This window comes from Sorangium sp. So ce321 (genome assembly GCF_051530195.1).
Classification (GTDB): domain Bacteria; phylum Myxococcota_A; class Polyangia; order Polyangiales; family Polyangiaceae; genus Sorangium.
This window is the reverse complement of sequence record NZ_CP150329.1, coordinates 4,007,501-4,032,158: the sequence shown is the minus strand read 5'-3', so window position 1 is coordinate 4,032,158 and position 24,658 is coordinate 4,007,501. Positions and strand designations below refer to the sequence as shown.

The window sequence follows — 24,658 nt, the reverse complement described above, 5'->3', positions numbered from 1 at the left end:
CGCCATGCCCCTCGTAGGAACGTGACCCTCCGTGGTAGTGTCATGCTTGGTTTGGAGGTGCTCATGCCCTGTCATCGGGTGATCGCGTTGGCGTCGCTGGCTGCATTGTTCGCCGTTGCTGGATGTGAAGCTGACCCGGGCAGCGTGAACCTTCTGCCGAACTACATCACCGTATCGAGCTCGTCCGGCGGCGGCGCGGGCGGGGACGTCGGGACGACCACCAGCGTCACCACGACAAGCGCGGGCGGCGAGGGAGGCGCCGGCGGCGTGGCGTGCACGTGCGAGGAAGGGCTCTCGTGCTGTGGCCCGACCTGCGTGAACCTGGCCAACGATCCGCACAACTGCGGCACGTGCGGCACCCCCTGTGCTCCGGAGCAGGCGTGCATCCAGGGCGAGTGCAAGGATCCCTGCGCTCCCGAGTTCGGGTGCGAAGAGGGCATCTGCTGCGGCGAGGCGTGCTGCACCGACGGCACGCTCTGCTGCGACTTCGGCACCAGCGCCGAGATGCCTGTCTTGCTCTGTCAGGATCCGGTGAACGGCACCTGCCCCGTGGCCTGCAGCGGCTGCGAGAACTGACGGCAGAAGGACATCGATGGCGGAGCGGCGACGCGCGCTGCGCCCGGGCTGACCGGGAGCACCGCGCGTCGGCGCGTGGCACGCCGCGCGGGCCTCAGCGCGCCGTGCTAGCCATCGAGCGCGCTGCGCGGCTCGTCGCGCGCGCGCCGCGAGGGTCTTTCAGAGCGCTGCGCGCCTCGACGCACGCGCGCTGCGCCGCCAGCCGCGCGCGGTGCGCGGCTCGCCCCGCGCGCACACGTCGTGCGGCTCATCGCGCACCGCGCGGCTCATCGCGCGCGCGCACGTGCCGGGCCGCCTCGTCCGCGCGCGCGGCTCACGCCTTCTGGAAGGTCTTGCCCGGGTACTTGCGCTCGAAGTGCCCGACGACGCCGTGGCCGATCGCCTCGATGGTCAGCCCCGCGATGGTCATCTTGATGATCGGCCCGATCACGGGGACGAAGCCGACAGCCCGGGTGGCGAGGAATTTGAGGCCTTGCCCGAGGATCGCGAAGCTCCCGCCGGCGGCGGTCGTCACCACGGATCCCACGCTCTCGCCGTAGATCTCGCCGACCATCGACATCATGTGGGTCTCGATCGCGACGAGCCCGGCCGAGGTGGAGATCGGGAGCGGAAGGGCGGCGAAAGCGGCCCCGCCGATGGCGTAGCGGTGAACCCAGCGGCGAGCTTCATCCCTGCACGTCGTCATGGATCGAGGTTGCCGCAAGTCGCGCCGTCCGTCCATCGAGCATCGCGCTGGCAGCGCGGGCGCGGCGATCAGCCTGGGCGCACCCGCGTCTTCTGTGCGCTGCCTTCCCGCGCGTCGGGAACCGCGCGTGCATGGCCCTCGCCCGGCTCGACCTCGGCGCTCACGCCGGACGCCGGTGCCCAAGGCAAAGCGACCCCGCGAGGGATGTAGAACCGTCGGAGCCCGCGGATCGGAGCTCCAGCGAGGTGCCCATGACAGCTCGACGCACGCTCTTCAGCCTGCCCCTCCTCTTGTCCTGCGCCGCGCTCGCGGCGTGCGGCGCGGAGCCGCGCCCCGCCTCGCCCGGAGCGGAGCCGGGCCCGGGGGCCGCGGACGCGCCCGACGCCGAGGTCGTCCCCCTGTTTGCGGATATCGGCTCTCTTCATCACCCCGTGACGACCTCATCGCAGCTCGCGCAACGCTATTTCGATCAGGGGCTGAGGCTCATCTACGCCTTCAACCACGACGAGGCGAGGAGGGCGTTTCAGGAGGCCGCGCGCCTCGATCCCGGCCTCGCCATGGCGCGCTGGGGCGTCGCGCTCGCGCTCGGCCCCAACATCAACCAGCCGGCCGATCCGGCGCGGGAGCAGGCCGCCCTCGAGGCCATCGAGGAGGCGCGCGCGCTCGCCGCGTCCGCGAGCGAGCCCGAGCGCGCGTACATCGAGGCGCTCGCGAGCCGCCACGCGACCGCGCCGGGCGTCGATCGCGCCGCCCTCGACCGCGCGTACGCGGGAGCGATGCGCGAGCTCGCCCGCCGCTTCCCCGACGACCTCGACGCGAGCGTCCTCTTCGCCGAGGCGCTCATGGACCTGCGCCCGTGGGACCTCTGGACGCTGGACGGCCGGCCGCAGCCCGGGACCGAGGAGATCGTCGCCACGCTGGAGGGCGTCCTGCGGCGCGAGCCCGGTCACGTGGGCGCGAACCACTATTACATCCACGCGGTCGAGGCGTCGCGCGCGCCGGAGCGGGCGCTGCCGAGCGCCGAGCGGCTCGGCGGCCTGGCCCCGGGCGCCGGGCACCTCGTGCACATGCCGTCGCACATCTTCTTGCGCGTCGGTCGCTACGCGGACGCCTCCGACGCGAACGAGCGCGCGGTCGAGGTCGATCGCCGGTACATCCGCGAGCGGCGACCGGAGGGCATCTATCCGATGATGTACTTCCCGCACAACCTTCACTTCCTCTCGGTCTCCGCGAGCATGGAGGGCCGCGGCGCCGTCGCCCTGCGCGCCGCCCGGGAGGCCGTCGCCGCGGTGCCCGACCACGACGTGCGGCACATGCCGATGCTCGAGATGTTCCGGCCAGCGCCGCTGTTCGCGCTCGTCCGGTTCGGCCGGTGGGATGACGTCCTCGCGGAGCCGGCGCCGCCGCCCGAGCAGCGCTACACGACGGGGATATGGCGCTATGCGCGCGGGCGCGCGCTCGCGTCGAAGGGGCGCCCCGACGGCGCCGCGCGCGAGGCGGCGGCGCTCCGGGCGACGTCGTCCGAGGTCCCCGGCGACGCGAAGATCGGCATGAACCGCGCGAAGGACCTGCTCGAGATCGCCTCGCTCGTGCTGGAGAGCCAGATCGCGTCGGAGCGCGGCGAGACGGGCGCCTCGGTCCGCCTGCTGGAGGCGGCCGCGCGCGTCGAGGACACACTGCGCTATTTCGAGCCGCCGGACTGGCCCGAGCCCGTCCGCCACACGCTCGGCGCGGCGCTCCTCAAGGCCGGTGGCGCGCGCGACGCGGAGGCCGTCTACCGGGAGGATCTGCGGCGGAACCCACAGAATGGCTGGTCTCTCCGTGGGCTCGAGCAGAGCTTGCGCGCACAGGGCAGGGAAGAGGAGGCAGACGCCGCACAGGAGCGCTTCGAGCGCGCCTGGGCTCGATCCGACGTACAGCTGTCCGGGTCACGCCCCTGAATGTCCGGTCTCGAGCGCCGAGGGACGGCGCGGAAAAGCGCGCATTGCCGGCATGCGCATGGAGCGCATCTGCTACGTTGTGGGGGTGTTGCGCGCGAAGCTTGGACTCACGACATTCCAGTACCTCTTCTCTTTGACGACGACCCTGTGGGCGGTCTCGCTCCTCGGCTGCGAGGGCACCGATCTCCCGCCGTACAGCGCCCATCCGGGCGAGGGCGGTGGACCGGGGTGTGCGCCGGGGCAACTCGGCAGCTCGAGCGGCTGTGTGCCGGTGGGGATCCAGGGCTGCGTCGACGATTTCATCGACGAGGACGGCCTTTGCCGTCCCGCGCTCGACAGGTGCTCACCCGGGACAGTGCCGAAGCACGACGAGGGCTGCATCGAAGTCGGGATCCCCGGGTGTGCGATGGAGTTCGTCGAGGGCGGCGCCTGCCATCCCACGATGGCCAGGTGCCCGGAGGGGACGTTCGCGGTCCCGCAGCGAGGGTGTATATCCATCGATGGGCCGGACGGCTGCGGCTCGGAGCCCTGGGGCGAAGTCGTCGAGATGCCCGGCGATGTTCATGTCGATCCGGCGTACGGCGGTGAGGACGGCGCCGGTTCGCGCGAGCGGCCGTTCACGACGCTCGCGGCGGCGCTGGCGACGGTGCAGGCGGGCGGGCGGGTCGTCCTGGCAGAGGGCGAGTACGACGAGCCGCTCGAGATCACGAGGCCCATGGAGATCGTCGGGCGGTGCGCCTCGAGGGTCATGCTCCGGGGCGAGCAGAGCGATCAGAGCGGCAACGTCAGCGCGGTCTGGTTCCACGACGTCGAGGGCGCCGGGATTCGCGGCGTGAGCGTGACCAGCCCCTCCATCGGGCTGTTCATCCAGGCGGCGACGGTCTCCGTGCGCGACGTCCGCGTGACGGGCGCGAGCGGCAGCGGCGTCGTGGTGGCGCTCCCGGGCGCGAGCCTCGAGATGTCCCGCAGCCTCGTCGCGCGGGCGGGCGAGGGCACCGGAGACGGCTGGACGAACGTGCTCGTCGTCTCGGGGGCGCGGGCGCAGCTCACCGAGAACGCGCTGGTCGACGGCACCGTCAACCTGCGGATCAGCTCCGACGCGCAGGAGGTGGTCGCGGATGGCAACCTGCTCGAGGACACGGCCCCGCAGGCGGAGGCGGGCGGGAGCGTCGGTGTGCAGCTCGAGGCGGGCACGCTCCGGCTCGGCGCGAGCGCCCTCGTCCATCACCGTACGGGCGTGCTGGTGACAGGCGCCGGCGCGGCGCTCGTGGCGGCGAGCAGCCTCGTCGCGGCCCCGGCGGAGGGGGTGCCGGAGGCGCGCGACGTGACCGTCGAGCAGGGCGCCCGCGCGACGCTCGAGTCCAGCGTGCTGTCCGGCGCGTGCGACGCGCAGCTCGTTGTCACGGATGCAGGCACGGAGGTCGAGGCTTCCGGCAACCTCTTCCAGGGCGAGGCCGCGGCGCACGATCGCCTCGGCGTTGCGGTCGAGCAGCGGGGCGGCAAGCTCTCGCTGTCGTCGAGCCTCGTGCGTGAGGCCGGCGACGTCGGGCTGCTCGTGTCGGGCGGGGAGTTCTCGTCGCGGGGCGTGGTCGTCCAGGGCACCCGCGCGAGCCCGCTCCACCGGGACCGCGCCGCCGGCGTGCTGGTGCAGGGCGCGCGCGCCGCGCTGGCGTCGACCTATGTCCTGGAGGCCCACGTCGCCGGCGTGGCCGCCTTCCAGGGCGCGGACCTCGAGCTCACGGACAGCCTCGTCGAGCGCACGCGACCGGAGGAGCGCGACGGCATGGGCGGCGTTGGCCTGCTGAGCGGCGGGGCGTCGGGCATCGTCGTCCAGCGGTCGGCGGTGCTGGAGAGCCGCGTGGCGGGCCTGCTGCTGCTCTCCTCGCCGAGCACGGTGGAGGACACGCTCGTCCAGGGCGTCGAGGCCGGGAGGTTCGCCACGCTGGGCGGCGACGGGCAGGTGCCGTCGTTGCCGGACCTGGGCGACGGCCTACTCGTCCTTGATTCGACGGCGCAGGTGAGCTCGGTGCAGGTGGAGGGCTGCGCGCGCGCCGGGCTGCTCTTCAGCGACAGCGACGGCGCGCTCGCGCGCTCGCGCTCCACCGGCAACCGTTTCGGCCTGGTCGTGCAGGGCGCGCACGCGCCGACGGTGGCGCAGGACAACGTCTTCGACGACAACGAGGAGAGCGACCGCGTGACGTCGGGCGACCTCCCCGTCCCGGCGAGCGCCACGCCCGCGCCGTAGCGAGCCCACGGCGTGCCCCCGCCGTGTGACTAAAGCGAGAAGAACTGCCGGATCTTTCCGAGCAGCGCGGTCGTCTTGGCCTCCTCCGCGCCGGCGCGGGCGCGGCGCACGGAGACGTTCTCGTCGAGCGCCGACTGGCGCGCGACGAGGACCTCCGTGATCTTCTCGGCGATGCCCGGCGCCGCCGCCAGGATCTCCTGGAACGCCGCCTTGTCGACCTTCACGAGCTCGCAATCGCTCACCGCCTGGATGGTCGCGCTGCGCGGCTCCCCGGTCATCAGCGACATCTCGCCGAAGAACTTGCCGGGGCCGAGCCGCGCGACCTCGGCCGTGCTGCCGCCCTCGCGCCCGACGATGACCGACACCTCGCCCGACTGCACGATGAAGAGCTCGTGCCCCGCGGCCCCTTGCCGGATCACGACCTCGCCGACCATGTAGAGGCAGGTCTTCGACAGCGTCGCGAGCCGGTCGAGGAGCGGCGGCGGCAGCGCGGCCAGGAAGTCGACGACGCGCAGCGACTGCAGGCGGCGCTGCCGCTCGTCGGCCTCGCTGCGCTCCCGGGACTCGGGCGACACCTCGGCCATCCGGACGGTGCGGATGGGGAACGGGATGGAGATGCCCGCGCGGCGGAACGCGAACCAGATCCGCTGGCGCACGGCCGAGTCGACGCGGTCGCGGCGGGCGAAGTCGTCGATGAAGAAGCAGAGATGGTAGGTGATGCCGCTGTCGTCGAACCTCGCGGTGAGCACGAAGGGCGGCGGCGCGAGCAGCACCCCTGGCACGGACGCGACGGCGCCGAGCAGCGCCTGCTCGACGACCGGCGGCGGCGCCTCGTAGGGGCCCTGCACCTCGATCGTCCGCCGCGCGGTCACGGTCGGCTTCGTGAAGTTCCGGATCGTGCTCTTCGCGAGCGTGCCGTTCGGGATCGTGAGCTCGACCTGGTCGTTCGTCAGCACCTTGGTGGCGCGCCAGTTGATCTCGATGATCTGCCCGATGAGCCTCGGATCTGGCTCGACCTGGATCCAGTCCCCCACCTCGAACGGCCGCTGCGCCTGGATCGCGAGGCCGGCGAAGAGGTTGCCGAGCGTCTCCTGGAGCGACAGGCCGATCACCGCGGTGAGCAGCGCGGAGGTGGTGAGCAGCGATCCCGGCTCGACCCCCGCCGCGCGGAGGGTGATGAGCACGACGCCCGCGTAGACGAGCCCCTGGATGATGTCGTGGATGATCCGGGGCAGCGGCCGTCCGAGGCGCACGCCGAGGATCAGGTCGACGACGAGGAGGAAGGCGCCGCGACCGAGCGCGGTCAGCAGGAAGAAGAGCGAGACGACCGAGAGGGTCCGGTGGAGCGACGACGTCGGAGCGAGCGGCAGCCGGGCGAGCAGCGCTGCCACGTGGAAGCAGAGCAGCACGACCGGCAGGCGCAGCTTCCCGCGCTGGGCTGGCGGCGCCAGCATCCGCACCGCGATGAGCAGCGCCGCAGCGACGCCGATACCGATGGCGCCCGACGACGCGATGCGCACGAGAACGTCCGTGATGTGAGCGGCACCCCGCATGGCGGCCGATGGTAGGCGGCCGGCCGCCCCTGTCACAACCGCGTCGCGAGCGCGGCCTCGGGGCGTCACATCGCGCCTCCTTGCCGCTCAGGGAGGACGGGTGTCCGGTCGAAACAGCGCCTATCGGAGGGGCGGATTGCGTCGCCGAGAGCTTGCGTCGATGTCGCGGGATCGACGTGGGTCCGATGTCACGATGTTGTTGATGACGACGATCGCGCACCTCACGGACTTTCATCTCCTCGAGGCGGATCACGACCGGCGCCGCGGCGCCGCGCGGTGGCGGCTTCGTTACCTGAGCTTCGGCCGCCCGATCGAGGCGGCGCCGCGCCGCCGTCGCGCGCTGGCTGCGCTCATCGAGGCGCGGCGGAGCGGGGCGGACCACCTGGTGCTCACCGGCGACCTCACGGAGGACGGGACTCCCGCGCAGTTCGAGGTGCTCGCCGCCGTGCTGTCGGAGAGCGGCTGGGACCCGGCGCGCGTCACCCTGGTGCCTGGCAATCACGACGCGTATACATGCGGCGACGCGTGGGAGCGCGCCCTCCTCGGCTGTCTCCGCCCCTTCGCGGCGACGAGCGGTCGAGGGGCGACCGTCGCCCTCCCCGGGGCCATCGTGACCGCGGTGTCCACGGCCGTGGCGCAGCCGGTGACCCGCTCGGCGGGCGCGATCGCGGCGCGCGAGCTCTCGCGCGTCGCCTCGCTGGCGGCCGGGACGCGGCGCTCGGGCGACGCGCTCGTGCTCGCGCAGCACCATCCGCCGCTCCGGCACCCGATCGGCGCGATGCAATGGCTGGACGGGCTCGTCAACAGCAGCGAGCTGATGGCGCTGCTCCACGAGCACGACCACCTCCACGTGATCCACGGCCATACACACCGCGAAAATGACGCGCCCGTGCGCGCTGGCGCGCCCCCTCGCATCTTCTGCGCGCAGGCGCTCGTGGATGGGCCATCCCCGCTGCGCCTCTACCGCGTGCGTCATGGGCGAGTCCTTTCAGAGCGGACGAGCGTCTGGAGCGGCGCGTCGGCGCTGGCGATGGCGTAGAATCTCTCACAGGCACTGGAGCGGCGTACGCCCATCAATGCCCTCTTTCCGCCAAAGACGTGGCTCGTATAGAGTCGCCGGCGGATCATGAAATTCACTCGCTTGCTCAGGGCCTCCACCCCCCTCGTTGCTGTCTCGGCGCTCGCGCCCGTCCTGGGCTGTGGCGGCGCCGCGCCCACGCCCGCGGAGCCGGAGTTGCTCGACGCCGAGCCAGTCCAGACGTCGCGCCCGTCGATGAGCTCGAGGTCCGAGATCGGCGGGATGAACGAGGAGAAGGTCCAGGCGGCGTTCCAGCGCGCCTCGCCGCGGCTCTCGCGCTGCTATGAGAAGGGCGTCGAGCGGATCCCCTACCTCGGCGGCGATATCCGCTTCAAGGTCCGGGTGGCCGAGGACGGCTCGGCGCGCTGGGCGTTCGTGAAGGACTCGACCCTGGGCGATCGCGACACCGAGGCGTGCATGCTCAAGGTCCTGAAGGCGACGCGGTGGCCGAAGCCGGTCGGAGGCGAGGGCCTGGCGGAGAACAGCTTCACGTTCGAGCCGAGCAGCGACGAGCGCCCGCCCGTGCCGTGGACGCCCGACCAGCTCGGGACGCCGTACAAGAAGGCGCGGCCGGCGCTCGAGTCCTGCCGCAGCCAGGCGGGCGCCAGCCAGCTCAAGGCGACGCTCTACATCGACACCGACGGCAAGCCGCTCAGCGTGGGCGTGTCCAGCGCCGACGAACGGGGCGAGGACGCGGCCGAGTGCGTCGCGGGCGCGCTCCGCGAGATCACCTTCCCCTCCCCCGGCAGCTACGCCTCGAAGGTAAGCGTGGATATCGACTGACGACCGCTCACCGCCCGCTGCCGGTCGCCCGTGCGCCGGTCCAGCGCTGGCGGGGGTGGCGGGTGGACGTGCGCTCCTGTGTCCCGGGCCTGTCTGGCGTGGCGGCTGTGCCGGGCCCCTCGAGCGGGCGTCGAATCTCCCGTCCTTGCTGGGGGCGCGCGCCACGGGACTGCGCTACGCTCTCGCCGTGGGCAAGGTCCTCTGGCAGATCCTGGCGCTCTTGTGGAAAGTGGTTCGCCTCGTCCTGTGGAGGTGGCTGAAGGCGCGGCTGGCGAAGCTCATGGTGATCACCGCGGCGCTCGTCGGGGTGATCCTGCTCGTGGTGGCCGTGCTCGGCAGGCTGTAAAGCGAGCCTGGGCAGCCTGCGCCGGCGCCGTTCGCTTGTCCGCGGCGGTGCCCGGCAAGTAGTCTCCCACGCTTGCATGGCTAGCTCACCGTCCTCCTTGCTCCTCGCCGCCCTGGCGTGCGCGATCGCGTCGGGGGCCGCCGCTTGCTCCGAAGAGAGCCCCTCCGTGGCATCGCCTGCGCCCGTCGAGGCGGACGCACCCGAGACGCCTCCCGAGGTCAACGCACCGCGCGCCCCATCGGAAGCGGACGCTCCGCGCCGGGCGGTCGTCGAGGCAGCGGTCATCGAGAAGGCGCCGGCCCCGGCGGGGGCCGAGGTGACGCCGCCCGCGAACGCGGCGAAGGAGGGCGCGCGCATCTATTCGAGGGCGCGGTTCGCCTGGATCAACCCTGGCCCCTACCCGACGCGGGGCTGGAGCGGCTACCTGGGGCTCGGCGGCTCCGTCGCGCTGCGCGGCGGCAGCCTCGAGGCCGCGCGGACGCCGGGCGAGGGCTGCGACGCGTGGTACGCCATCGAGCCGCGGGGCTACATCTGCGCCGGCGCCAGCGCCACGGTCGACCCGAACGACCCTGTCGTTGCCGCGCTGCGGCCGCACGCGCCCCGGACCGACTCCCCGTGGCCCTACAACTACGCGGAGTCGACCGGCGCGCCGCGCTACCGCGCGCTCCCGAGCGCGAAGGAGCAGCGGCGCGCCGAGTGGGATCTGGAAGAGCACCTCGCGAACGTCGCGAAGGTGCGCGCCGCTGATGGCGCGAGCGAGCAAGCCATCCGGGAGATCGACGAGGCCCTCGTGGGCGTCGACCTGAAGCCGGCCGGCGTCGTGGCCCCGGCGCTGTTCCCCTTCGGCGATCTCGTGCGCGAGGGCCGCGACAGGATCGTGAACGGCTCGACGGTGGCGTTCACCGAGGTGTTCGACGCGCAGGATCGGACCTGGGTGGTAACCTCGGACCAGACGTTCATGCCGAAGGACCGGCTGAAGCCCTACCCGCGCTCGAGCTTCCAGGGCGTATGGCTGAAGGACGGGCGCTCGCTCCCGCTCGCGTTCTTCCGCAAGACCGATCGACCGAAGTACCAACGGGGCGCCGGCGGCCGCTTCGAGCCGACCGGCGCGTCGTTCGCCCGGCTCGCCTCCGTGGGGCTCACGGGTCGCGCCGAGGTCGAGGACGGCGAACGGTTCCTCGAGACACAGGAGGCCGGGATCTACGTGCTCGCTGACGACGCGGTGGTGGTCGAGGCGGCGAAGCGCTCGCCGCTCGAGGGCGAGAACGATCCCTCCTCGCCGCCGCGCAAGTGGATCGAGGTGAGCGTGCTCGGCGGCTGGTTCGTCGCCTACGAGGAGCTCACGCCGGTCTTCGCCACGCTCATCTCGCCGGGGCGCGGCGGCGTCCCGCAGAAGGACATCCCCGCGATCGAGACCGCGGCCACGCCGACCGGGCGCTTCCGCATCGACGGGAAGTTCGTGACGGCGACGATGGTGTCGAGCTCGAACGACAACATCGTCCACTCCGAGGTGCAGTTCGTGCAGAACTTCCACGGCCCGCACGCGCTGCACGGCGCGTACTGGCACGACGCCTGGGGTGAGCTGAAGAGCGGCGGCTGCGTCAACCTCTCCCCCATCGACGCGAAGCAGATGTTCGCCTGGACCGACCCGCCGGTGCCGGAGGGGTGGCACGGCCTGCGCGCCTCTCGCGACGCCGGCCGCTCCACGGTGGTGCTCATCCACCGTTGATCGCGCGCGCCATCCGGTCGACGAGCCGCAGCGCGGCTGCCTCGAACACGCCCGGATCGAGCAGCAGGCTGACCACGAGGAAGCCGTCGCGCGGCATGTCGAAGAAGTAGCCGGGGTGAACGATGATGCCCTCGTCGCGCACGAGGAGCTCGACCCAGCCGTCCTCGTCGAGCACGCGCGGCACCTCGAGGGTCGCGTACCAGCCGCCGTCGACCGGGAGCCGCCGGAGCGCGCCCCCGGCGCGCGCCGCGATCGCTGCGTCCAGGGCCGTGAGGTTCGCCTGCACGCGCGCCAGGATCGCGCGCTGGACCGGCGCGCGCGCGGCGAGGATCTCGGGCAGCGCGAGCTGCACCGGGGTGCCGACCGAGAGGTAGGTATCGGCGATCATCTCGAGCCGCTCCACGGCCGCGGCGGCGAGCTCCGGCGGTCCCGAGACCGCGATCCAGCCGAGCTTGAGCTGCGGCAGCGCCATCACCTTGGAGAGCCCGCTCAGGACGAAGGTAAGCGCCTGCCGTCGGCCCGCGAAGCTCGGCAGGCGGTCCGGGGGGAGCGCTCCGTGCGCGTAGTCGCCGAAGACCTCGTCGACGATCAGGGCGAGGCCGCGCTCCGCCGCGCGCGCCTCGAGCTCCGCGGCGTCGTCGCGGCGCACGAACGAGCCGGTGGGGTTGTTCGGGTGCACGAGCACCACCGCGCGCGTCCGTTCGCCGGCGGCGCGCTCGAGCGCGCCGAGGTCGATGCGCCACCCTTCTTCCTTGAGGAGCGGGTACGGCGTGAGCGCGACGTCTTCGAGGCAGGCGAGGTACTCGAGCAGCGGATAGGACGGCACCGGGACGAGCACGTCGTCCCCGCGCTCGGCGAGCAGCTTGAGCAGCCAGCCGTACGCCTCGCTGGTGCTCGCGGTCAGCACGACGCCCGCCGGATCCACGTCGAGGCCGCGCTCCTGGTAGTAGCGCGACACCGCGGCGCGCGCGGCGGGATCGCCGAGCGGCAGCGGCGCGTACCTGGAGCCGCGCGGCTCGCCCAGCCGCGCGACGAGCGGCGCTGCCTCGATGATCCCGCAGCGCGTCGGGTTCGACTCGGTGAAGTCGACCAGCGCGCGGCCTGCGCGGCGGGCCTCGGCGAGGACGGACGCGAGCCGGTTCTCCGAGAGATCCCAGCCGGTGCGCGCCGCGAACCGCAGCGGCCTCGCCGCGGCCGTTCGCCCCGCGTCCGTCTCTGCAGTGGGGGGTCGATCTGCGCTCACCTGTCTCTCCATCGCGTCCCTGATCTGCCGCGGTCGTGGCCTGTCCCGACCTGTCGCTCGGCCACGGTGACATGGACGGCGCCGGATGGCAGCCGGGCGCGAGCCTCACGCTGGCGCCGAGGTAGAGCGTCTGACCTCGGCGGCGCTCGCCGCGGCCGCGCTCAGCCGCGCAGGCGCCGGCGCGCGGCAAGGGCCGCCGCGAGGACGCTCGCCAGCCCGCCGGCGGCGCGGCCCGGCGATGGTCCCTGATCCGAGCCAGCCGCAGCGCAGGCGCACGCGCTGCTCGCGGCCTCGAGCTCCCCGTTCGCCATCCATACATCGCTCCCGACCGGGAGCTCGCGCGCGCCGAGCGACGTCCCGTCGTAGAGCACGTCGACGGTCAGCGTGGAGCCGCCGGAGCCGCGCGGCGCGGCGACCGCGAACCGCCACAGCCCGCGGCGAACCTGCCTGAGCGGCGTGTGCATCACCCCGCCGCGGAGCGCGACCGTGAGCTTGTGGTCGAGGCCGCCCAAGGGGGAGCCGTCCGGGCGCCGCATCTCGATCGTCCCCCAGACGGGCCATGACGGGTCGGGTCTGGCGTAGGTGCTCGACAGCACGTACCAGCTCCGATCGAGCGCCGGCTCGTCACCCGCGGCCTCGACCGCCTCGAGCGCGAGCCGCGCCCCCTCGAGATCGAGCACGCCGGCGCCGAGCTGCGCGTCCAGCGGCACCTCGCCTTTCGGGTAACGCGCGCCAGCCTGGAGCACCTCGGTGACCTCTGCCTGGCTCAGGTTCGGGTTCATCTGGAAGAGGAGCGCGATCGCGCCGGCGACCTGCGGCGCCGACATCGAAGAGCCCGAAGCGATCGCGTGGTAGTCGTCGACGACGAAGCAGGGCTTGTCGTCGGGGCACCCGGGCATGTCGAACAGCCCACCGTGCCCGTCGCGCGGGTCCACCCCCCGCCCCATGGCCGCCGCGACGAGGCCGCCCGGCGCGCTGATCTCGGGCTTGGCCACCCCGAACGGCGTGGGACCGGCCGCGCTGAAGTAGCAGGCGCTATCCTCCTGGAGGTCCTCGCCGTCGACGCTCATGAGGCGCACGCTCGCCGTGCTCCCCTGCGGCTTCCAGCTGACGCGGTTGATCGTGCATCCCACGGCGAGCAGCTCAGGGTGGCTCGCGGGCACGTTGATCGTGCCCTGCTTGATGCCGCGCGTGAACAGGAGCCCGAGGTCGTGCGACGGCGAGACATCGCCGAGCCCCGTCACCCAGAGCTGCGCGTCGCCGCGGCCTTGCAGGCGGACGGCGAACTCGCCTGCTTTCCACGCCCCGCTGAACGCCACGACGGCGCTGTTCGTGGCGGCGGTGATGGGCGACTTCCCGTTCGCGAGCCGGTTGATCACGGCGCCGGTCGTCTCGTCGTCGTCGCCGGTGTAGCCCGCGTCGCTTCCGGGCTCGACCAGGCCGATCCACTCCTCGCCGCCTGGCCCCTCGAGGCCGACCGACACCTCGTCCCCGGGCCGGAAGGTGATCCAGACGTACCCCTGCCCTCTCGACGCGCTCGGCGTGCGGATGGGCACGCGCGTCTCGGCGTGCGGCGAGACGTGCGCCTCGGTGTGGATCCCCATCGGTCCTGCGCCATCGACCTCGTACAGCGCGCCGCTGTTGCCGGCGGCGACGACGATCGCGCGCCCCCGGTGCTCGCCGCCGACCATCGCAGCGAGGCCTACCTCGAGCGGGCTCGTCCCGTCGTGGGGCCCGAAGTCGCTCCCGACGCTCAGGTTGACGACCGCCGGCATGTTCAGCTCGTCGGCGCGGTCGAAGATGAACTGCACCGCCTTGAGGATGTCCAGATCGTCGAAGCCCTCGCCGGGCCGCGAGGGAGCGGCGACGATCATCGTCGCCGCGGGCGCTACCCCGACGTAGCGCGGCCGCGTGGAGACCATCGGCCCGCCGTTGCCTGCCGCGATGGATGCCACGTGGGTGCCGTGCCCCGTGATGTCGCGGGGGACGCCCGACTCGCCCTTCGCGAGCATCGCGTCGATGTCGACGTCCGAGAAGATCGCGCACGAGGACTGGTCCTCGTCATCGCACCCGTATTTGTCCTCGAGCAATGGTTGCAGCCCTCTGGGGCCTCCGGCCTGCAGCATCCACTTGATGCGTGTCTTGCCGTTCTCGTCCCGGAAATCCGGGTGGGTCACGTCGATGCCCGTGTCGACGACGCCGACGATCACCCCTTTCCCGTCCGCGCCGGTGGCCTTCCGGTACGGCTCGACCCGGATCCACCCCTTGGAACGATCCAGGAGCGGCTGCCGCGGCGGTCCCGTGAGCAGCGACAGCTCCGGGTGCGCGGCGGAGAACGCGCCGACGTCGCCGGGCGCGAGCCGGACGGCCCCGAAGCCCGGCGCGACCGGGAGCAGCCCGAGCGACCGCGCATCGGCGCCGGCGGGCAGCGGCACCAGCACGGCGATGCGCCCGCGCGGATCGGCGAGCGGATGCCGGCCCGTGCGCGAGCCGAGCAGGCGCGCCATCGCCGGGGAGGGTGCGTCGGCGCGCGCCTCCCCCGTCGCGAGAGCGAGGCCGAGCAACGCGAGGGAGAGCGGAAGCCTGAGGGCTAGCACGCCACGAGTCTACACCACCTTCACGCGCGACCGGGCCGACGGAGCACGTCGCCCTCGCCGCCCGCCCCGCGCTCTCGCCGGCCACGCGCGCGGCGCGGCGTGAGGGCGCGCGCCGCTCACACGGGCGGCACGAGGTGCTTCTTGCGCGGACGCTCTTCGACCTTGCCGGCGTACCGCTCGAAGCGGCGCGCCACCTCACGACGGAGGTTCCCGGTCGGGACGATCGCGTCGATCACGAGCTCGCTCGCGAGCTTCTCCAGGTCGACGTCGGCCCGGTACTCGTCGCGCAGCTTCTGGACGAGCGCCTCGCGCTCGGGCCCCGCCGGGATCGCCTGGATCTTGTTGTAGTACACGGCGTTCACCGCGGCGCTCGGCCCCATCACCGCGATCGACGCCGAGGGCAGGGCGATGCACTCGTCCGGCGCGAACGCCGGTCCGCACATCGCGTAGAGCCCGGCGCCGTACGCCTTGCGCACGATGACGGACAGCTTCGGCACGCTCGCCTCGCTCACCGCGGCGATCATCTTCGCGCCGGCGCGGATGATCCCTTGCCGCTCGACGACGGTCCCGATCATGAAGCCGGGCACGTCCGCGAGGTACAGGAGCGGGATGTTGAAGGCGTCGCAGAGCCAGATGAACCGCGCCGCCTTGTCGGCCGAGTCCACGAACAGCACGCCGCCCTTGTACTTCGGCTGGTTCGCGACGATCCCGACCGCGCGCCCCTCGACGCGCGCGAGCCCCGTGATGATCTCCTTCGCGTAGAGCTTCTTGATCTCGACGAAGCTGCCCTCGTCGATGATCGCGTCGATCACGGCCATGATGTCGAACGGCTTGTTCTCGTCGGCGGGGATCACGTCCTCGAGCGGCCGCTGCCCCGGCTTCTCCGGCCTCGGCTCGACGCGGGGCGGAGCCTCCGCGGAGCTCTGGGGCATGAATGCGACGTAGCGCTTCGCGAAGGCGATCGCCTCCTCCTCGGTCTTCACGAGCACGTCCCCGCACCCCGAGACCGAGCAGTGCATGCGCGCGCCGCCGAGCTCCTCGAGCGTGACCTTCTCGCCGATCACCATCTCCGCCATCCGCGGCGAGCCCAGGTACATGCTCGCGTTGCTCTCGACCATGCACACGACGTCGCAGAACGCCGGGATGTACGCGCCGCCCGCCGCCGACGGTCCGAACAGCAGGCAGATCTGCGGCACCAGGCCGCTCAGCTCGACCTGGTTGTAGAAGATCCGGCCCGCGCCGCGCCGCCCGGGGAACATCTCGATCTGGTCGGTGATCCGCGCGCCCGCCGAGTCGACGAGGTAGAGAAGCGGGCACCTGAGGCGCCGCGCGGTCTCCTGCACGCGCAGGATCTTCTCGACGGTGCGCCGGCCCCACGAGCCGGCCTTCACCGTCGAGTCGTTCGCCATCACGCACACGGGGCGCCCGCCCATCGTCCCGGTGCCCGTGATGACGCCGTCGGCCGGCAGCTCGGGATCCAGCGCGTTGGCGAGCGCCGCATCCTCGATGAAGCTCCCCTCGTCGAGGAGCAGCGCGACCCGCTGCCGCGCGAACAGCTTGCCCTGCTCCGCGTTCTTGTCGTGGTACTTCTGCGCGCCCCCCTTCTCGATGCGCGCCGTGAGCTCCCTCAGCTTCTGATCGAGCGACATGGCGCGACCCATAGCCCTAAGCGCGCCGGGCGACCACCTCCCGCGCCGCTGTTTCGAGCTCCCGCGCCGTCCGGGCTACCAGCACCTTGGTCGACGCCGCCGCGTAGCGCAGCATCGCGCTGTCGCCCGTCCCCCAGGCGCCGGGCCCCTCGGGGCAGAGCCAGAGCAGCGCCCGCGCCCGGTCCCGGAGCCTCCTGACGACCTCCGCCTGGTCCGCGAAGTAGTTCGTGCGTCCGTCGCCCAGGATCACGAGGGTCACCCGCCTGTCGACGTCGCGCCCGTAGCGCTGCTCGAAGGCGCTGAGGACGCGCCCGTAGTTCGAGTTGTGGGCGCGGCTCACCACCTCGCCGCGCTGGATGCGCTCGAGCGCTGAGCCCGTCGGCATCGCCGAGAAGAGCTCGGTCGTCTCGGCGAGCTCGCTCACGAAGACGAACGACCGCGTCCGGTCGAAGAGCTCCTGCGCCGCACAGACGAACTCGAGCATGAATCTGGCGGCGACGCGGACCGAGTCCGACACGTCGCACAGGACCATCAGCCGCGGCTTGTCGCGCCGGCGCGCCCGCCGCGCCGGGTGAAACGGCACGCCGCCCGTCTGGAGGCTGCGCCGCAGGGTCCGGTGGGGGTCGATCCTGCCGCGCCGCGCGCGGCGCCTGCGGACCCGCTCGGCGCCGCGGAGCCGCTCGGACAGCGCCCTCACGGCGCGGCGCACCTCCTCCATCTCTCCTTCCCCGAGCGACGCGAACGGCACATCCATGCGGCCGGGGACCGCGGGCTCCTCGCCCTCGAAGCGCCGCAGCGACAGCGTCACGTGCTCGCGCACGCGGTGCCGCATCCGCTCCAGCTCCGCGCCGAGCGCCTCCGCGAGGGCCCGCCCCCGGTCCTCGCCGAGCGCCTCCTCGAGCGCGCTCCGGATCCGCCGGAGCGCGCTCGCGACCGCCGGCACCCCGAGCTGATCCATCACCCGCTGCGCGAAGAACCCGACCTGGAGCGAGCTCGTCATCGGCGCGAGCGCGCGCGCGATCCCCGCCGACTGGAGCGCTCGGTCGAGCTCCCCCGCGGTCCCGGCGAGCGCCTGGAACCCGATCGCGTCGCCGGAGACGCCGCTCCGCTCCGCTGCGGCGGTCAGCAGATCGCGGAGGGCGGAGAGCTCGCTCGCCGAGAACCCGCGCTCCTGCAGCCGCGCCCAGAGATCCCCGACGTGCGCGCCCTCGGGCGCGAAGAAGCGGTCGAAGGCGGCGTGATACCGTCGGATGTCGGCCGCGCGGTCGACGACCACCGCGCCGATGGCGTCCCGCAGCGCCGCGCGGCGCTCGAACCCGACCAGGGCGCACGCGCGCGCGACGTCGATCGCCTGCGCCGTCGACACGGCGAAGCCGTCGCGGCGCAGCGCCCAGAGGAACTCGTCGATGGAGAGCAGCATCGGAGGCTACCCGGCGGGCCTGCGCGGCCCTGCAGCCGTCACGGTGACGGCGCCGGCTCCGCGAGCAGCGCCTGGAGGAGCTTCTCGACCTCGGCGTGGCGGGTGGGGTCGTACCCGACCAGCACATCGCGGATGACGCCCTTCTTGTCGATCACGAACATCGTGGGGAGCGCCTTGACGCCGTACGCCCCGGAGGTCGACTCCGAGGCGTCGGCCGCGACCGCGTAGCGCATCGAGAGGGCCTGCGCGGTCTTCGTCGCGACGCCGACGCTGTCGCTCGTCACGCCGACGACCCGCAGCCCCTGGGCGGCGTACGTCGCGTGCCACTTCGAGAGCTGCGGGGCCATCAACCGGCACGGCGCGCACCATGTGGCCCAGAAATCGAGCAGGACCACGTTTCCACGCAGGGCCCCGACGTTCGCCGGGACGGTCCCCGCGACGGTGGCGAGCGATTTCCAGGCTGGCGCGAAGGTGCCGATCTTGTCGAGGCGCAGGATCTGATCGTGCCCGGGGAACGGCACGAGCGTCGGCGCCACGTCGCGCTCTCGGCCGCCGCGCCGGATCCGGAGGTTCACCACGTTCCCCGGCCCAGCGAGCGCGACGCGGGCGACCAGCTGCTTCGGATCCTCGAGCGGGACGCCATCCGCCGCGACGACATGGTCGCCGTCCGCGATGCCCGCCTTGGCCGCCGGCGAGCTCGTGACGACGTGCCGCGCGATCACGCCTCCGGCCGGGCCGGGCTCCAGCTCCACGCCCAGCCAGGCGCGGCGTGACGCTTCCTCGGCCGCCGCGTGCGAGGCGGCTCCCACCAGCGCGGCGCCCGACAGCGCGACCAGCGTTGCAGCGAAGAGGGCGCGCAACGCGCGGCCTCGCCTGGAAGAGGCCAGGTGCATCCCGGGCAGTGTAGCATCTCGCCCGGTGCGGTCCCGGTCCCGACCCCGCCTCTCTGCGCGGTTCGCGCTCGCCGCGCTCGCCGCGTTGTCCCTTGCCTCCGCGATGCTCGGGGCGGCGGCATGGCCTCCGTCGAGATGGGCGCCCCTGCCGCTCGGCTGTGCGCCCTCTGGCCCGCGAGCTCCTGCCGCGGCTGCATCGGACTGGCTCGAGGACCGCACCAGCGCCGCCACCGAGCCGCGCGCGCCCGCCGCGCCGACCGCCGCCCCACCGGCCGTGGAGCCCGTCACGTGGGAGCTCTCCGCCCAGCTCGCGAGCTTCAAGCCCGCCACGGGTCGAGCTCGCTCTCAGCACTTCACCGGCGACATGGAGGCCGAGGTGCGGATCAATGCGGCCGCCAGCCCCTACCCGCTGCTCGGCCCGGAGCGCGTCCTGCCGCCTGGCGCGGCCCTGGTCGAGTTCCACTATCCGGCGAGCTCGTCGGAACCGGTGACGCTTCTGGCCATGGTGAAGCGACCGGCCGGCTATGACCCTGACGGCGGCGACTGGGAGTACGTCGTGCTCACGCCCCAGGGCACATCCACGCACCGTGGCGCTTTGCCTCTCTGCAGGCGCTGCCATGCTGATGCCCCGCACGATCATCTCTTCGGGGGGCCCCGATAGCGCATAGCGTCACAGACTCCCGGTGGTCAGCTACCTCGGTCCGCAAAGATTGCGACGCACGGCTTCCGACGCGACAACGTTGCCCGAGGCATCGACGTTCAGGAGCTCGGAACCTGCGGAGAAACCGTCACGAAACGTGCTTATTCCGCTGGAGGGCGCGCGCCGAAAGCTTGCTGCGGACGACGCCGCGAGATGGCACAGAGGCTGCTCAAGGCGGAATTGACCGCGCTTTTGCTGGGGGCTGCAGCATCTCGCGGCTCCTCCTTCCCGATGCGCCTCATTGGCTTGCGCTTGCGCTTGGTCGCTCGGCTGACGCTTACTTCGCCTCGTCCATAGCTCAGCAGCTGCTTGGCTTACGATCTCTTCCGTTACTTCTGGCTTGGCCTGAGCTTCGCCTTGCGGATCGAGAGCGTGTGAAAGCGCGCGGCCATTCCTCGAGGGAATCGCCGCGCGCCATGTTTTCGTCCAGCAGCTGCCGCGGTGGTCGGCTCTGATGACATCGCCGCCCCTGGGACGGCGCGGCTCGCTCGCCGGGCGTGGCAGACACGCTCCAGCCAGCAGGCTCATCTTCGCCGAGGGGCGGAGGCCCCAGGACGAGGCGGACGAAATCGCGCGGCGTTCGAGGCTGAGAGCCGTGCGTCTGAGCGGGCCCGCACCGGCCCAATCACTTTTTCTTTGACAGCACGCTCCAGGCCGTATAAACGCCGGCACTCACTTCGCGCAAACGAGCGCGACACGAAGAGTGTGGTGGCGTAGCCACGCCTTGCAGATTGTCTTCACCAGAGCGCCCATAGCTCAGCTGGATAGAGCATCGGCCTACGAAGCCGGGGGTCGGAAGTTCGAATCTTCCTGGGCGCGCCTGATCGGTAGTGTGACAGTTCCTGAGACGCTCATGGACGACGGAGCAGATGTGCTCCTCTCCGCCGCAGGACAGGCGGAGGACGGCACTGACGTGCTGCGGATGCGCGAGGCGCTCGCGGAGGCGGAGGCTGCGGCAGCCTGCGGCGACGTGCCCGTGGGGGCGCTCATCGTCGACGCGAACGGGTCCGTGCTGGCGCGAGGCCGGAACCGGCGCGAGGTGGATCAGGATCCGACCGGGCATGCCGAGGTGGACGCGCTGCGAGCGGCGGCCAGGCAGCTTGGTCGGTGGCGGCTCGAGGGGGCGACCGTCTACGCGACGCTGGAGCCGTGCCCCATGTGCGCGGGCGCTCTCGTGAATGCCCGGATAGCGCGGCTTGTCTACGGCTGCCCGGATCCGAAGGCGGGAGCGGTCGATACGCTCTTCACGATCGGGCGCGACAATCGGCTTAACCATCGCTTCACGGTCACGTCGGGCGTGCTTGCCGACGAGTGCGCCGCCCTGCTTCGCGCGTTCTTCGCGAAGCTGCGGACAGCTGCGCTCAAGCGCTGACTGCCCGGGCCGCTCCGTGCGCGGCTCAGCCGCGGCTCGCGCGTATCGATGCCGCTCGTGCGCGGCTCAGCCGCGGCTCGCGCGCATCGGGGCGGGATTCGACGTGGCCATGGTCGCGCGTGGCGGGGGTCACGGCGCGGTCCACCCATCGCCCTGCTCCTCCTCCGGTCTTTCCTCGCCGCCTTCCCCGGCGGGCTGACGCGGCGCCAGGTGAGGGGCTGGGGAGCCTCGCACGACCGTCTCCTGAAGCCCCTTCTCGAGCTCCTCGTCGGAGATCCGCTGGCGCCTGTGCGCGATCTGCATGAGCTTGCGCAGGTACCCGCTCCATGCCGGCGTCACCTCGCCGCTGGCACCGAAGTGCTGCACGCTCGGGTTGGGCAGGATCGACGCGATGTAGAGCGCCTGTCCGAGCGAGAGCTGCGCCGCAGACGCGTTGAAGTAGTGCCGCGCGGCGGCGCCGATGCCGTAGACCAGCGGCCCGAACTCCACCACGTTCAGGTAGAGCTCCATGATCTGCTCCTTGGTGAGCTCCTGCTCGAGGTACATCGTGAGCAGCGTCTCCTGGAGCTTGCGCGCCACGCTCTTGGTCCGCTCCAGGTAGAGGTTCTTGGCGAGCTGCATGCTGACGGTGCTCGCCCCTCGCACGAACCTCCTCTTGCGGAGGTTCTCGCGGATCGAGTTCTTGATGGCTTCCTCGTCGAACCCGTGGTGCCGATGGAAGCCGCCGTCCTCGGTGGTCAGCACGGCGACCTCCATGAAGCGGGAGATGTCTTCATAGGGGACCCACTCGGGGGTCCCTGGCCCGGACTCGACCTCGACGCGCTGGCCGCCTGGCCCGTAGACCAGGCGCCTGAAGGCGCGCTTGAAGCGGTCGACGCTCAGCTCCGACGGCATCTCCGCCACGCGGCAGGTGTTGGAGACGCCCCAGTCGAGCAAGAACGTCCGATCCAGGTTGGCTGTATCGAAGCGGAGCTTCCCCTCGATCCCGAACGAGCCGGCGAGCCGCATGCCATGGAGCTTCGCCACGACCCCTCTGGGCACCGAGTCCAGCATCGACTGGCACGCCGTGAGCGGCACCTCGAAGGTGCCGCGGACCCGATGCGAGGCCCCGGCGCGCTCGTACTCACCGCGCGCGATCAGCCTCAGCGCGCCGAGATCGACCTCGGCGTCCTCTGCGATGACCTTGGACCCGTCGAGCTTGCCGTTCGCCTTCGCGCGCCACGCCAGATCCAGGCCGGCGATGGGCTCGTCCGCGAGCGCTGCGCTCCGCAGGGACAGGTTCTTCAGCCTGCCCTCGCCGTCGATGCCCAGCGCCTGGCCGTCCGCTGATAGGACGACGCGCGCGCGGCTGACGATCGAGGTGCGCGCCACGTCGAACAGCCCCATGTCGCCCTCGTGGACGCCGAGGGTCGAGAGCCAGATGGGCCCGCCCTGCACGTCGGCGACGATCTCCTGCGAGGTATCGTTTGCGTCGCTGATCGGCACACGCAGCCGAAATGTGAGCGCCTGCTGGGCATCAGCGCCCACGGCCGCGATGCCCGCTTCTCCCGGCGAGAGCTCCACCACGAGGGAGCCCGCCTCCCGCCGCACGGCGAGGCTCCCGGGTCCCAGGTTGAGCATGTCGGCGTCTCGCTTCAGCCGCGCGGTCACGCCTGCCACGTCGACCTTTGCGCCTTCGCCGAGCGCCAGATCGATCCCTCGGGCCATCCGCAAGAGGGCTTCTCGAATCGCGGCCCCGCGGTTCTGGCCCGCGTCGTCCCCGGCGAGGCTTTCCGCTGCCGTCTTGACCTGTGCCGGTCGGGTGCTGCCGCCTCGCTCTGGCGCCCGCTGGGGCTCCGGCTCGGCCTCCGGGAGCGCCACCTCGGCGTCGATGGCCGCAGCCGAGAGCTCGCTGACCTGGTACCGCGCCTGCTCCCGGACGAGCACCAGTCGGCCCTCTCGGACCGAGAAGGCCGCGCGTCCCAGGGACAACATCGCCTCCCGAGCGGAGATGGCCGTCTGCCCCTCGGCGCGCGACAGGCGTACCCCGGCCGCGGACAGGCTCTCGCTGGGGGCGTCGGCCCGATCGTTCCAGACCAGCCTCAGCCCCTCCAGTTCGGTGCTACCGCCCCCGCGTATCGTGGCGGTGCTCGGGCGACCAGGAGGCTGCCCGGCACGCCACGTCTCCAGCTCGCGGAGGATCACCTCTCGCGGACCGACGGCGGCGACCGTTCCCCCGCGCATGACCACCCTGCGCCCCGAGAAGCCGAGCGCCACGTGGACGTCTTCCAGCCGTATGGAGACGCTCGGGGCGCCCCGCAGCCGGACGTCGACGCCGTTCAGCGAGACGCCGCCCCATGTGGGCCGGACGTGCTCGATTTCCAGCGACGCGCCGTATCCGTCAGCTGCCTGCTCGGCCTGGTAGCGCACAAAAGGCGCAAACCCGATGATGAGCCCGCAACCGAGGGCACCACCGACGCCCGCAGCGACTTTCCAGCGCTTGGATCCCAAGGTTCCCCTAGGGTAGCAACGCCTGGCCGCCGGGAGAAACTCGCAGAATCATCTCGCGCAGCCACCTCGTCGAGTTGCTTCGCGGCCACCTCGCTGAGCTGCCTCGCGGCTGCCCGGAGCCACTTCAGTTCCGCGCCTCGCCTGGCGTGCCAGGCCCTGCTCGGCGCTCGCAGCCGGTGATGCCGGCAGCCCGGACGCCGAGGGCGAACAAGGCTCAAGGTGTCTGGCTGGAAATGCCATCACACCGCGCGATGTGATCGCCCTGACGCTGAGCCTGCAAGGCGCGCGGCCCGGGGTCCAGGGCGCCTGGCCAACGGCGACCAGAGGGCAAAAAAAAACCTGCGCACGGCGATGCCTGTGCGCAGGTTTGAAGAAAATCCCGGCGGCGTCCTACTCTCCCACCAGGTTGCCCTGGCAGTACCATCGGCTCCAAGAAGCTTAACTTCCGAGTTCGGTATGGGATCGGGTGTGACCTTCTCGATATCACCACCGGAAACTTGTGGGTGCGTCCATTAGGAGCCCGCGGAGCCCGCTTCTCGCGGGGCTCTACGCTGGGCCAGCTGTGTCACGCTGCTCGTCACCCGAACTCCGGGCGCGACGCTTCGATGTTTGCCTTAGAAGTATGGTCAAGCCGCACGACCTATTAGTACCGGTTAGCTCCTCCGATTGCTCGGCTTCCACACCCGGCCTATCAACCTCGTGGTCTACGAGGGGTCTTTAGGGGCCTTGCGGCCCGGGACACCTAGTCTTGAGGCCGGCTTCCCGCTTAGATGCTTTCAGCGGTTATCCGTTCCGTACATGGCTACCCGGCTATGCCCTTGGCAGGACAACCGGAGCACCAGAGGTACGTCCACCCAGGTCCTCTCGTACTATGGGCAGCTCCTCTCAAGTGTCCTACGCCCACGGCAGATAGGGACCAAACTGTCTCACGACGTTTTAAACCCAGCTCGCGTACCGCTTTAATCGGCGAACAGCCGAACCCTTGGGACCTGCTCCAGCCCCAGGATGCGATGGGCCGACATCGAGGTGCCAAACCGCGCCGCCGATATGAACTCTCAGGCGCGATCAGCCTGTTATCCCCAGAGTACCTTTTATCCGATGAGCGATGGCCCTTCCATACAGAACCACCGGATCACTAACGCCTGCTTTCGCACCTGTTCGACCTGTCGGTCTCACAGTTAAGCTCCCTTGTGCGTTTGCACTCTACGCCTGGTTTCCAATCAGGCTGAGGGAACCTTCGCACGCCTCCGTTACTTTTTAGGAGGCGACCGCCCCAGTCAAACTGCCCACCAGGCAGTGTCCCCGACCCAGTTCATGGGCCCAGGTTAGATTTCCAGAATACCCAGGGTGGTATTTCAA

At 71.6% G+C, this 24,658-nt stretch carries 17 protein-coding genes, 1 tRNA gene and 2 rRNA genes (1 of these 20 only partly in view); 10 read left to right on the top strand and 10 right to left on the bottom strand.

Annotation, left to right across the window (positions count from 1 at the left end; all coding sequences use genetic code 11):
• Nucleotides 1-144 precede the first annotated feature (144 nt).
• The gene (locus WME89_RS15575) at nucleotides 145-576 is read left to right on the top strand and encodes a hypothetical protein (protein ID WP_437666443.1); all 432 of its coding nucleotides are present in this window, start codon (nucleotides 145-147) and stop codon (nucleotides 574-576) included.
• Between the two features lie 313 nt (nucleotides 577-889).
• Here the strand turns inward: WME89_RS15575 and WME89_RS15570 are convergent, their stop codons facing one another.
• Entirely contained in the window at nucleotides 890-1,261 is a 372-nt protein-coding gene (locus WME89_RS15570) for a hypothetical protein (protein ID WP_438009930.1), read from the bottom strand.
• Nucleotides 1,262-1,512: 251 nt separating this feature from the next.
• Here WME89_RS15570 and WME89_RS15565 point away from each other — a divergent pair, with 251 nt between their 5' ends.
• Together WME89_RS15565 and WME89_RS15560 are read left to right on the top strand one after the other, a co-directional pair.
• Complete coding sequence (locus WME89_RS15565) at nucleotides 1,513-3,201, top strand: hypothetical protein (RefSeq protein WP_438009929.1); 1,689 nt, start codon at nucleotides 1,513-1,515, stop codon at nucleotides 3,199-3,201.
• 85 nt (nucleotides 3,202-3,286) lie between these two features.
• A complete protein-coding gene (locus WME89_RS15560; protein ID WP_438009928.1) occupies nucleotides 3,287-5,446 on the top strand; it encodes a DUF1565 domain-containing protein in 2,160 nt (719 codons plus the stop codon).
• A gap of 29 nt (nucleotides 5,447-5,475) precedes the next feature.
• Here WME89_RS15560 and WME89_RS15555 read toward each other — a convergent pair whose 3' ends face one another.
• A complete protein-coding gene (locus WME89_RS15555; RefSeq protein WP_438009927.1) occupies nucleotides 5,476-6,999 on the bottom strand; it encodes a cyclic nucleotide-binding domain-containing protein in 1,524 nt (507 codons plus the stop codon).
• 202 nt (nucleotides 7,000-7,201) lie between these two features.
• Between WME89_RS15555 and WME89_RS15550 the strand changes: the two genes are divergently transcribed.
• The 4 genes from WME89_RS15550 to WME89_RS15535 all read left to right on the top strand — a co-directional run bounded on the left by WME89_RS15550 (nucleotide 7,202) and on the right by WME89_RS15535 (nucleotide 10,935).
• Nucleotides 7,202-8,038 (top strand): metallophosphoesterase family protein, encoded by an 837-nt coding sequence (locus tag WME89_RS15550; protein ID WP_438009926.1) that lies wholly within the window; start codon nucleotides 7,202-7,204, stop codon nucleotides 8,036-8,038.
• Between the two features lie 87 nt (nucleotides 8,039-8,125).
• Complete coding sequence (locus WME89_RS15545) at nucleotides 8,126-8,860, top strand: AgmX/PglI C-terminal domain-containing protein (protein WP_438009925.1); 735 nt, start codon at nucleotides 8,126-8,128, stop codon at nucleotides 8,858-8,860.
• A gap of 187 nt (nucleotides 8,861-9,047) precedes the next feature.
• Complete coding sequence (locus tag WME89_RS15540) at nucleotides 9,048-9,206, top strand: hypothetical protein (RefSeq protein WP_436617224.1); 159 nt, start codon at nucleotides 9,048-9,050, stop codon at nucleotides 9,204-9,206.
• Between the two features lie 166 nt (nucleotides 9,207-9,372).
• Nucleotides 9,373-10,935, top strand: coding sequence for a L,D-transpeptidase family protein (locus WME89_RS15535; protein WP_438009924.1), 1,563 nt, complete (start codon nucleotides 9,373-9,375; stop codon nucleotides 10,933-10,935).
• On the opposite strand, the gene WME89_RS15530 is transcribed toward WME89_RS15535, so the two are convergent.
• The 5 genes from WME89_RS15530 to WME89_RS15510 form a co-directional block, all read right to left on the bottom strand.
• Nucleotides 10,922-12,178 (bottom strand): pyridoxal phosphate-dependent aminotransferase, encoded by a 1,257-nt coding sequence (locus WME89_RS15530; RefSeq protein ID WP_438009923.1) that lies wholly within the window; start codon nucleotides 12,176-12,178, stop codon nucleotides 10,922-10,924. The genes WME89_RS15535 and WME89_RS15530 overlap by 14 nt on opposite strands.
• Before the next feature lie 161 nt (nucleotides 12,179-12,339).
• Complete coding sequence (locus tag WME89_RS15525) at nucleotides 12,340-14,775, bottom strand: S8 family serine peptidase (protein ID WP_438009922.1); 2,436 nt, start codon at nucleotides 14,773-14,775, stop codon at nucleotides 12,340-12,342.
• Nucleotides 14,776-14,891: 116 nt separating this feature from the next.
• On the bottom strand, nucleotides 14,892-16,424 hold the full coding sequence (locus WME89_RS15520) for an acyl-CoA carboxylase subunit beta (RefSeq protein ID WP_438009921.1): 1,533 nt from the start codon (nucleotides 16,422-16,424) through the stop codon (nucleotides 14,892-14,894).
• A gap of 16 nt (nucleotides 16,425-16,440) precedes the next feature.
• Nucleotides 16,441-17,844, bottom strand: a complete 1,404-nt coding sequence (locus WME89_RS15515; RefSeq protein ID WP_438009920.1) for a VWA domain-containing protein — start codon at nucleotides 17,842-17,844, stop codon at nucleotides 16,441-16,443.
• Between the two features lie 38 nt (nucleotides 17,845-17,882).
• Complete coding sequence (locus tag WME89_RS15510; RefSeq protein ID WP_437666466.1) at nucleotides 17,883-18,704, bottom strand: redoxin domain-containing protein; 822 nt, start codon at nucleotides 18,702-18,704, stop codon at nucleotides 17,883-17,885.
• Nucleotides 18,705-19,011: 307 nt separating this feature from the next.
• Between WME89_RS15510 and WME89_RS15505 the strand changes: the two genes are divergently transcribed.
• The 3 genes from WME89_RS15505 (at nucleotide 19,012) to WME89_RS15495 (ending at nucleotide 20,809) form a co-directional block, all read left to right on the top strand.
• Nucleotides 19,012-19,398 carry a hypothetical protein gene (locus tag WME89_RS15505; protein ID WP_438009919.1) on the top strand — a complete coding sequence of 129 codons (387 nt, stop codon included), beginning with the start codon at nucleotides 19,012-19,014 and terminating at the stop codon, nucleotides 19,396-19,398.
• A 784-nt stretch (nucleotides 19,399-20,182) separates the two neighbouring features.
• Nucleotides 20,183-20,256 (top strand) — tRNA-Arg (locus WME89_RS15500).
• Nucleotides 20,257-20,308: 52 nt separating this feature from the next.
• Nucleotides 20,309-20,809 (top strand): nucleoside deaminase, encoded by a 501-nt coding sequence (locus WME89_RS15495; RefSeq protein WP_438009918.1) that lies wholly within the window; start codon nucleotides 20,309-20,311, stop codon nucleotides 20,807-20,809.
• Between the two features lie 129 nt (nucleotides 20,810-20,938).
• On the opposite strand, the gene WME89_RS15490 is transcribed toward WME89_RS15495, so the two are convergent.
• The 3 genes from WME89_RS15490 to WME89_RS15480 all read right to left on the bottom strand — a co-directional run.
• On the bottom strand, nucleotides 20,939-23,218 hold the full coding sequence (locus WME89_RS15490; protein WP_438009917.1) for a biosynthetic peptidoglycan transglycosylase: 2,280 nt from the start codon (nucleotides 23,216-23,218) through the stop codon (nucleotides 20,939-20,941).
• A 458-nt stretch (nucleotides 23,219-23,676) separates the two neighbouring features.
• Nucleotides 23,677-23,793: ribosomal RNA gene (gene rrf / locus WME89_RS15485) — 5S ribosomal RNA — on the bottom strand.
• A gap of 128 nt (nucleotides 23,794-23,921) precedes the next feature.
• A 23S ribosomal RNA gene (locus tag WME89_RS15480) occupies nucleotides 23,922-24,658 on the bottom strand (it continues 2,272 nt past the right edge of the window).

Coding starts and splice junctions, on each gene's coding strand:
- WME89_RS15550 (WP_438009926.1), top strand. CDS start 7,202: ATGACGACGATCGCGCACCTCACGGACTTTCATCTCCTCGAGGCGGAT.
- WME89_RS15555 (WP_438009927.1), bottom strand. CDS start 6,999: ATGCGGGGTGCCGCTCACATCACGGACGTTCTCGTGCGCATCGCGTCG.
- WME89_RS15520 (WP_438009921.1), bottom strand. CDS start 16,424: ATGTCGCTCGATCAGAAGCTGAGGGAGCTCACGGCGCGCATCGAGAAG.
- WME89_RS15515 (WP_438009920.1), bottom strand. CDS start 17,844: ATGCTGCTCTCCATCGACGAGTTCCTCTGGGCGCTGCGCCGCGACGGC.
- WME89_RS15570 (WP_438009930.1), bottom strand. CDS start 1,261: ATGACGACGTGCAGGGATGAAGCTCGCCGCTGGGTTCACCGCTACGCC.
- WME89_RS15545 (WP_438009925.1), top strand. CDS start 8,126: ATGAAATTCACTCGCTTGCTCAGGGCCTCCACCCCCCTCGTTGCTGTC.
- WME89_RS15565 (WP_438009929.1), top strand. CDS start 1,513: ATGACAGCTCGACGCACGCTCTTCAGCCTGCCCCTCCTCTTGTCCTGC.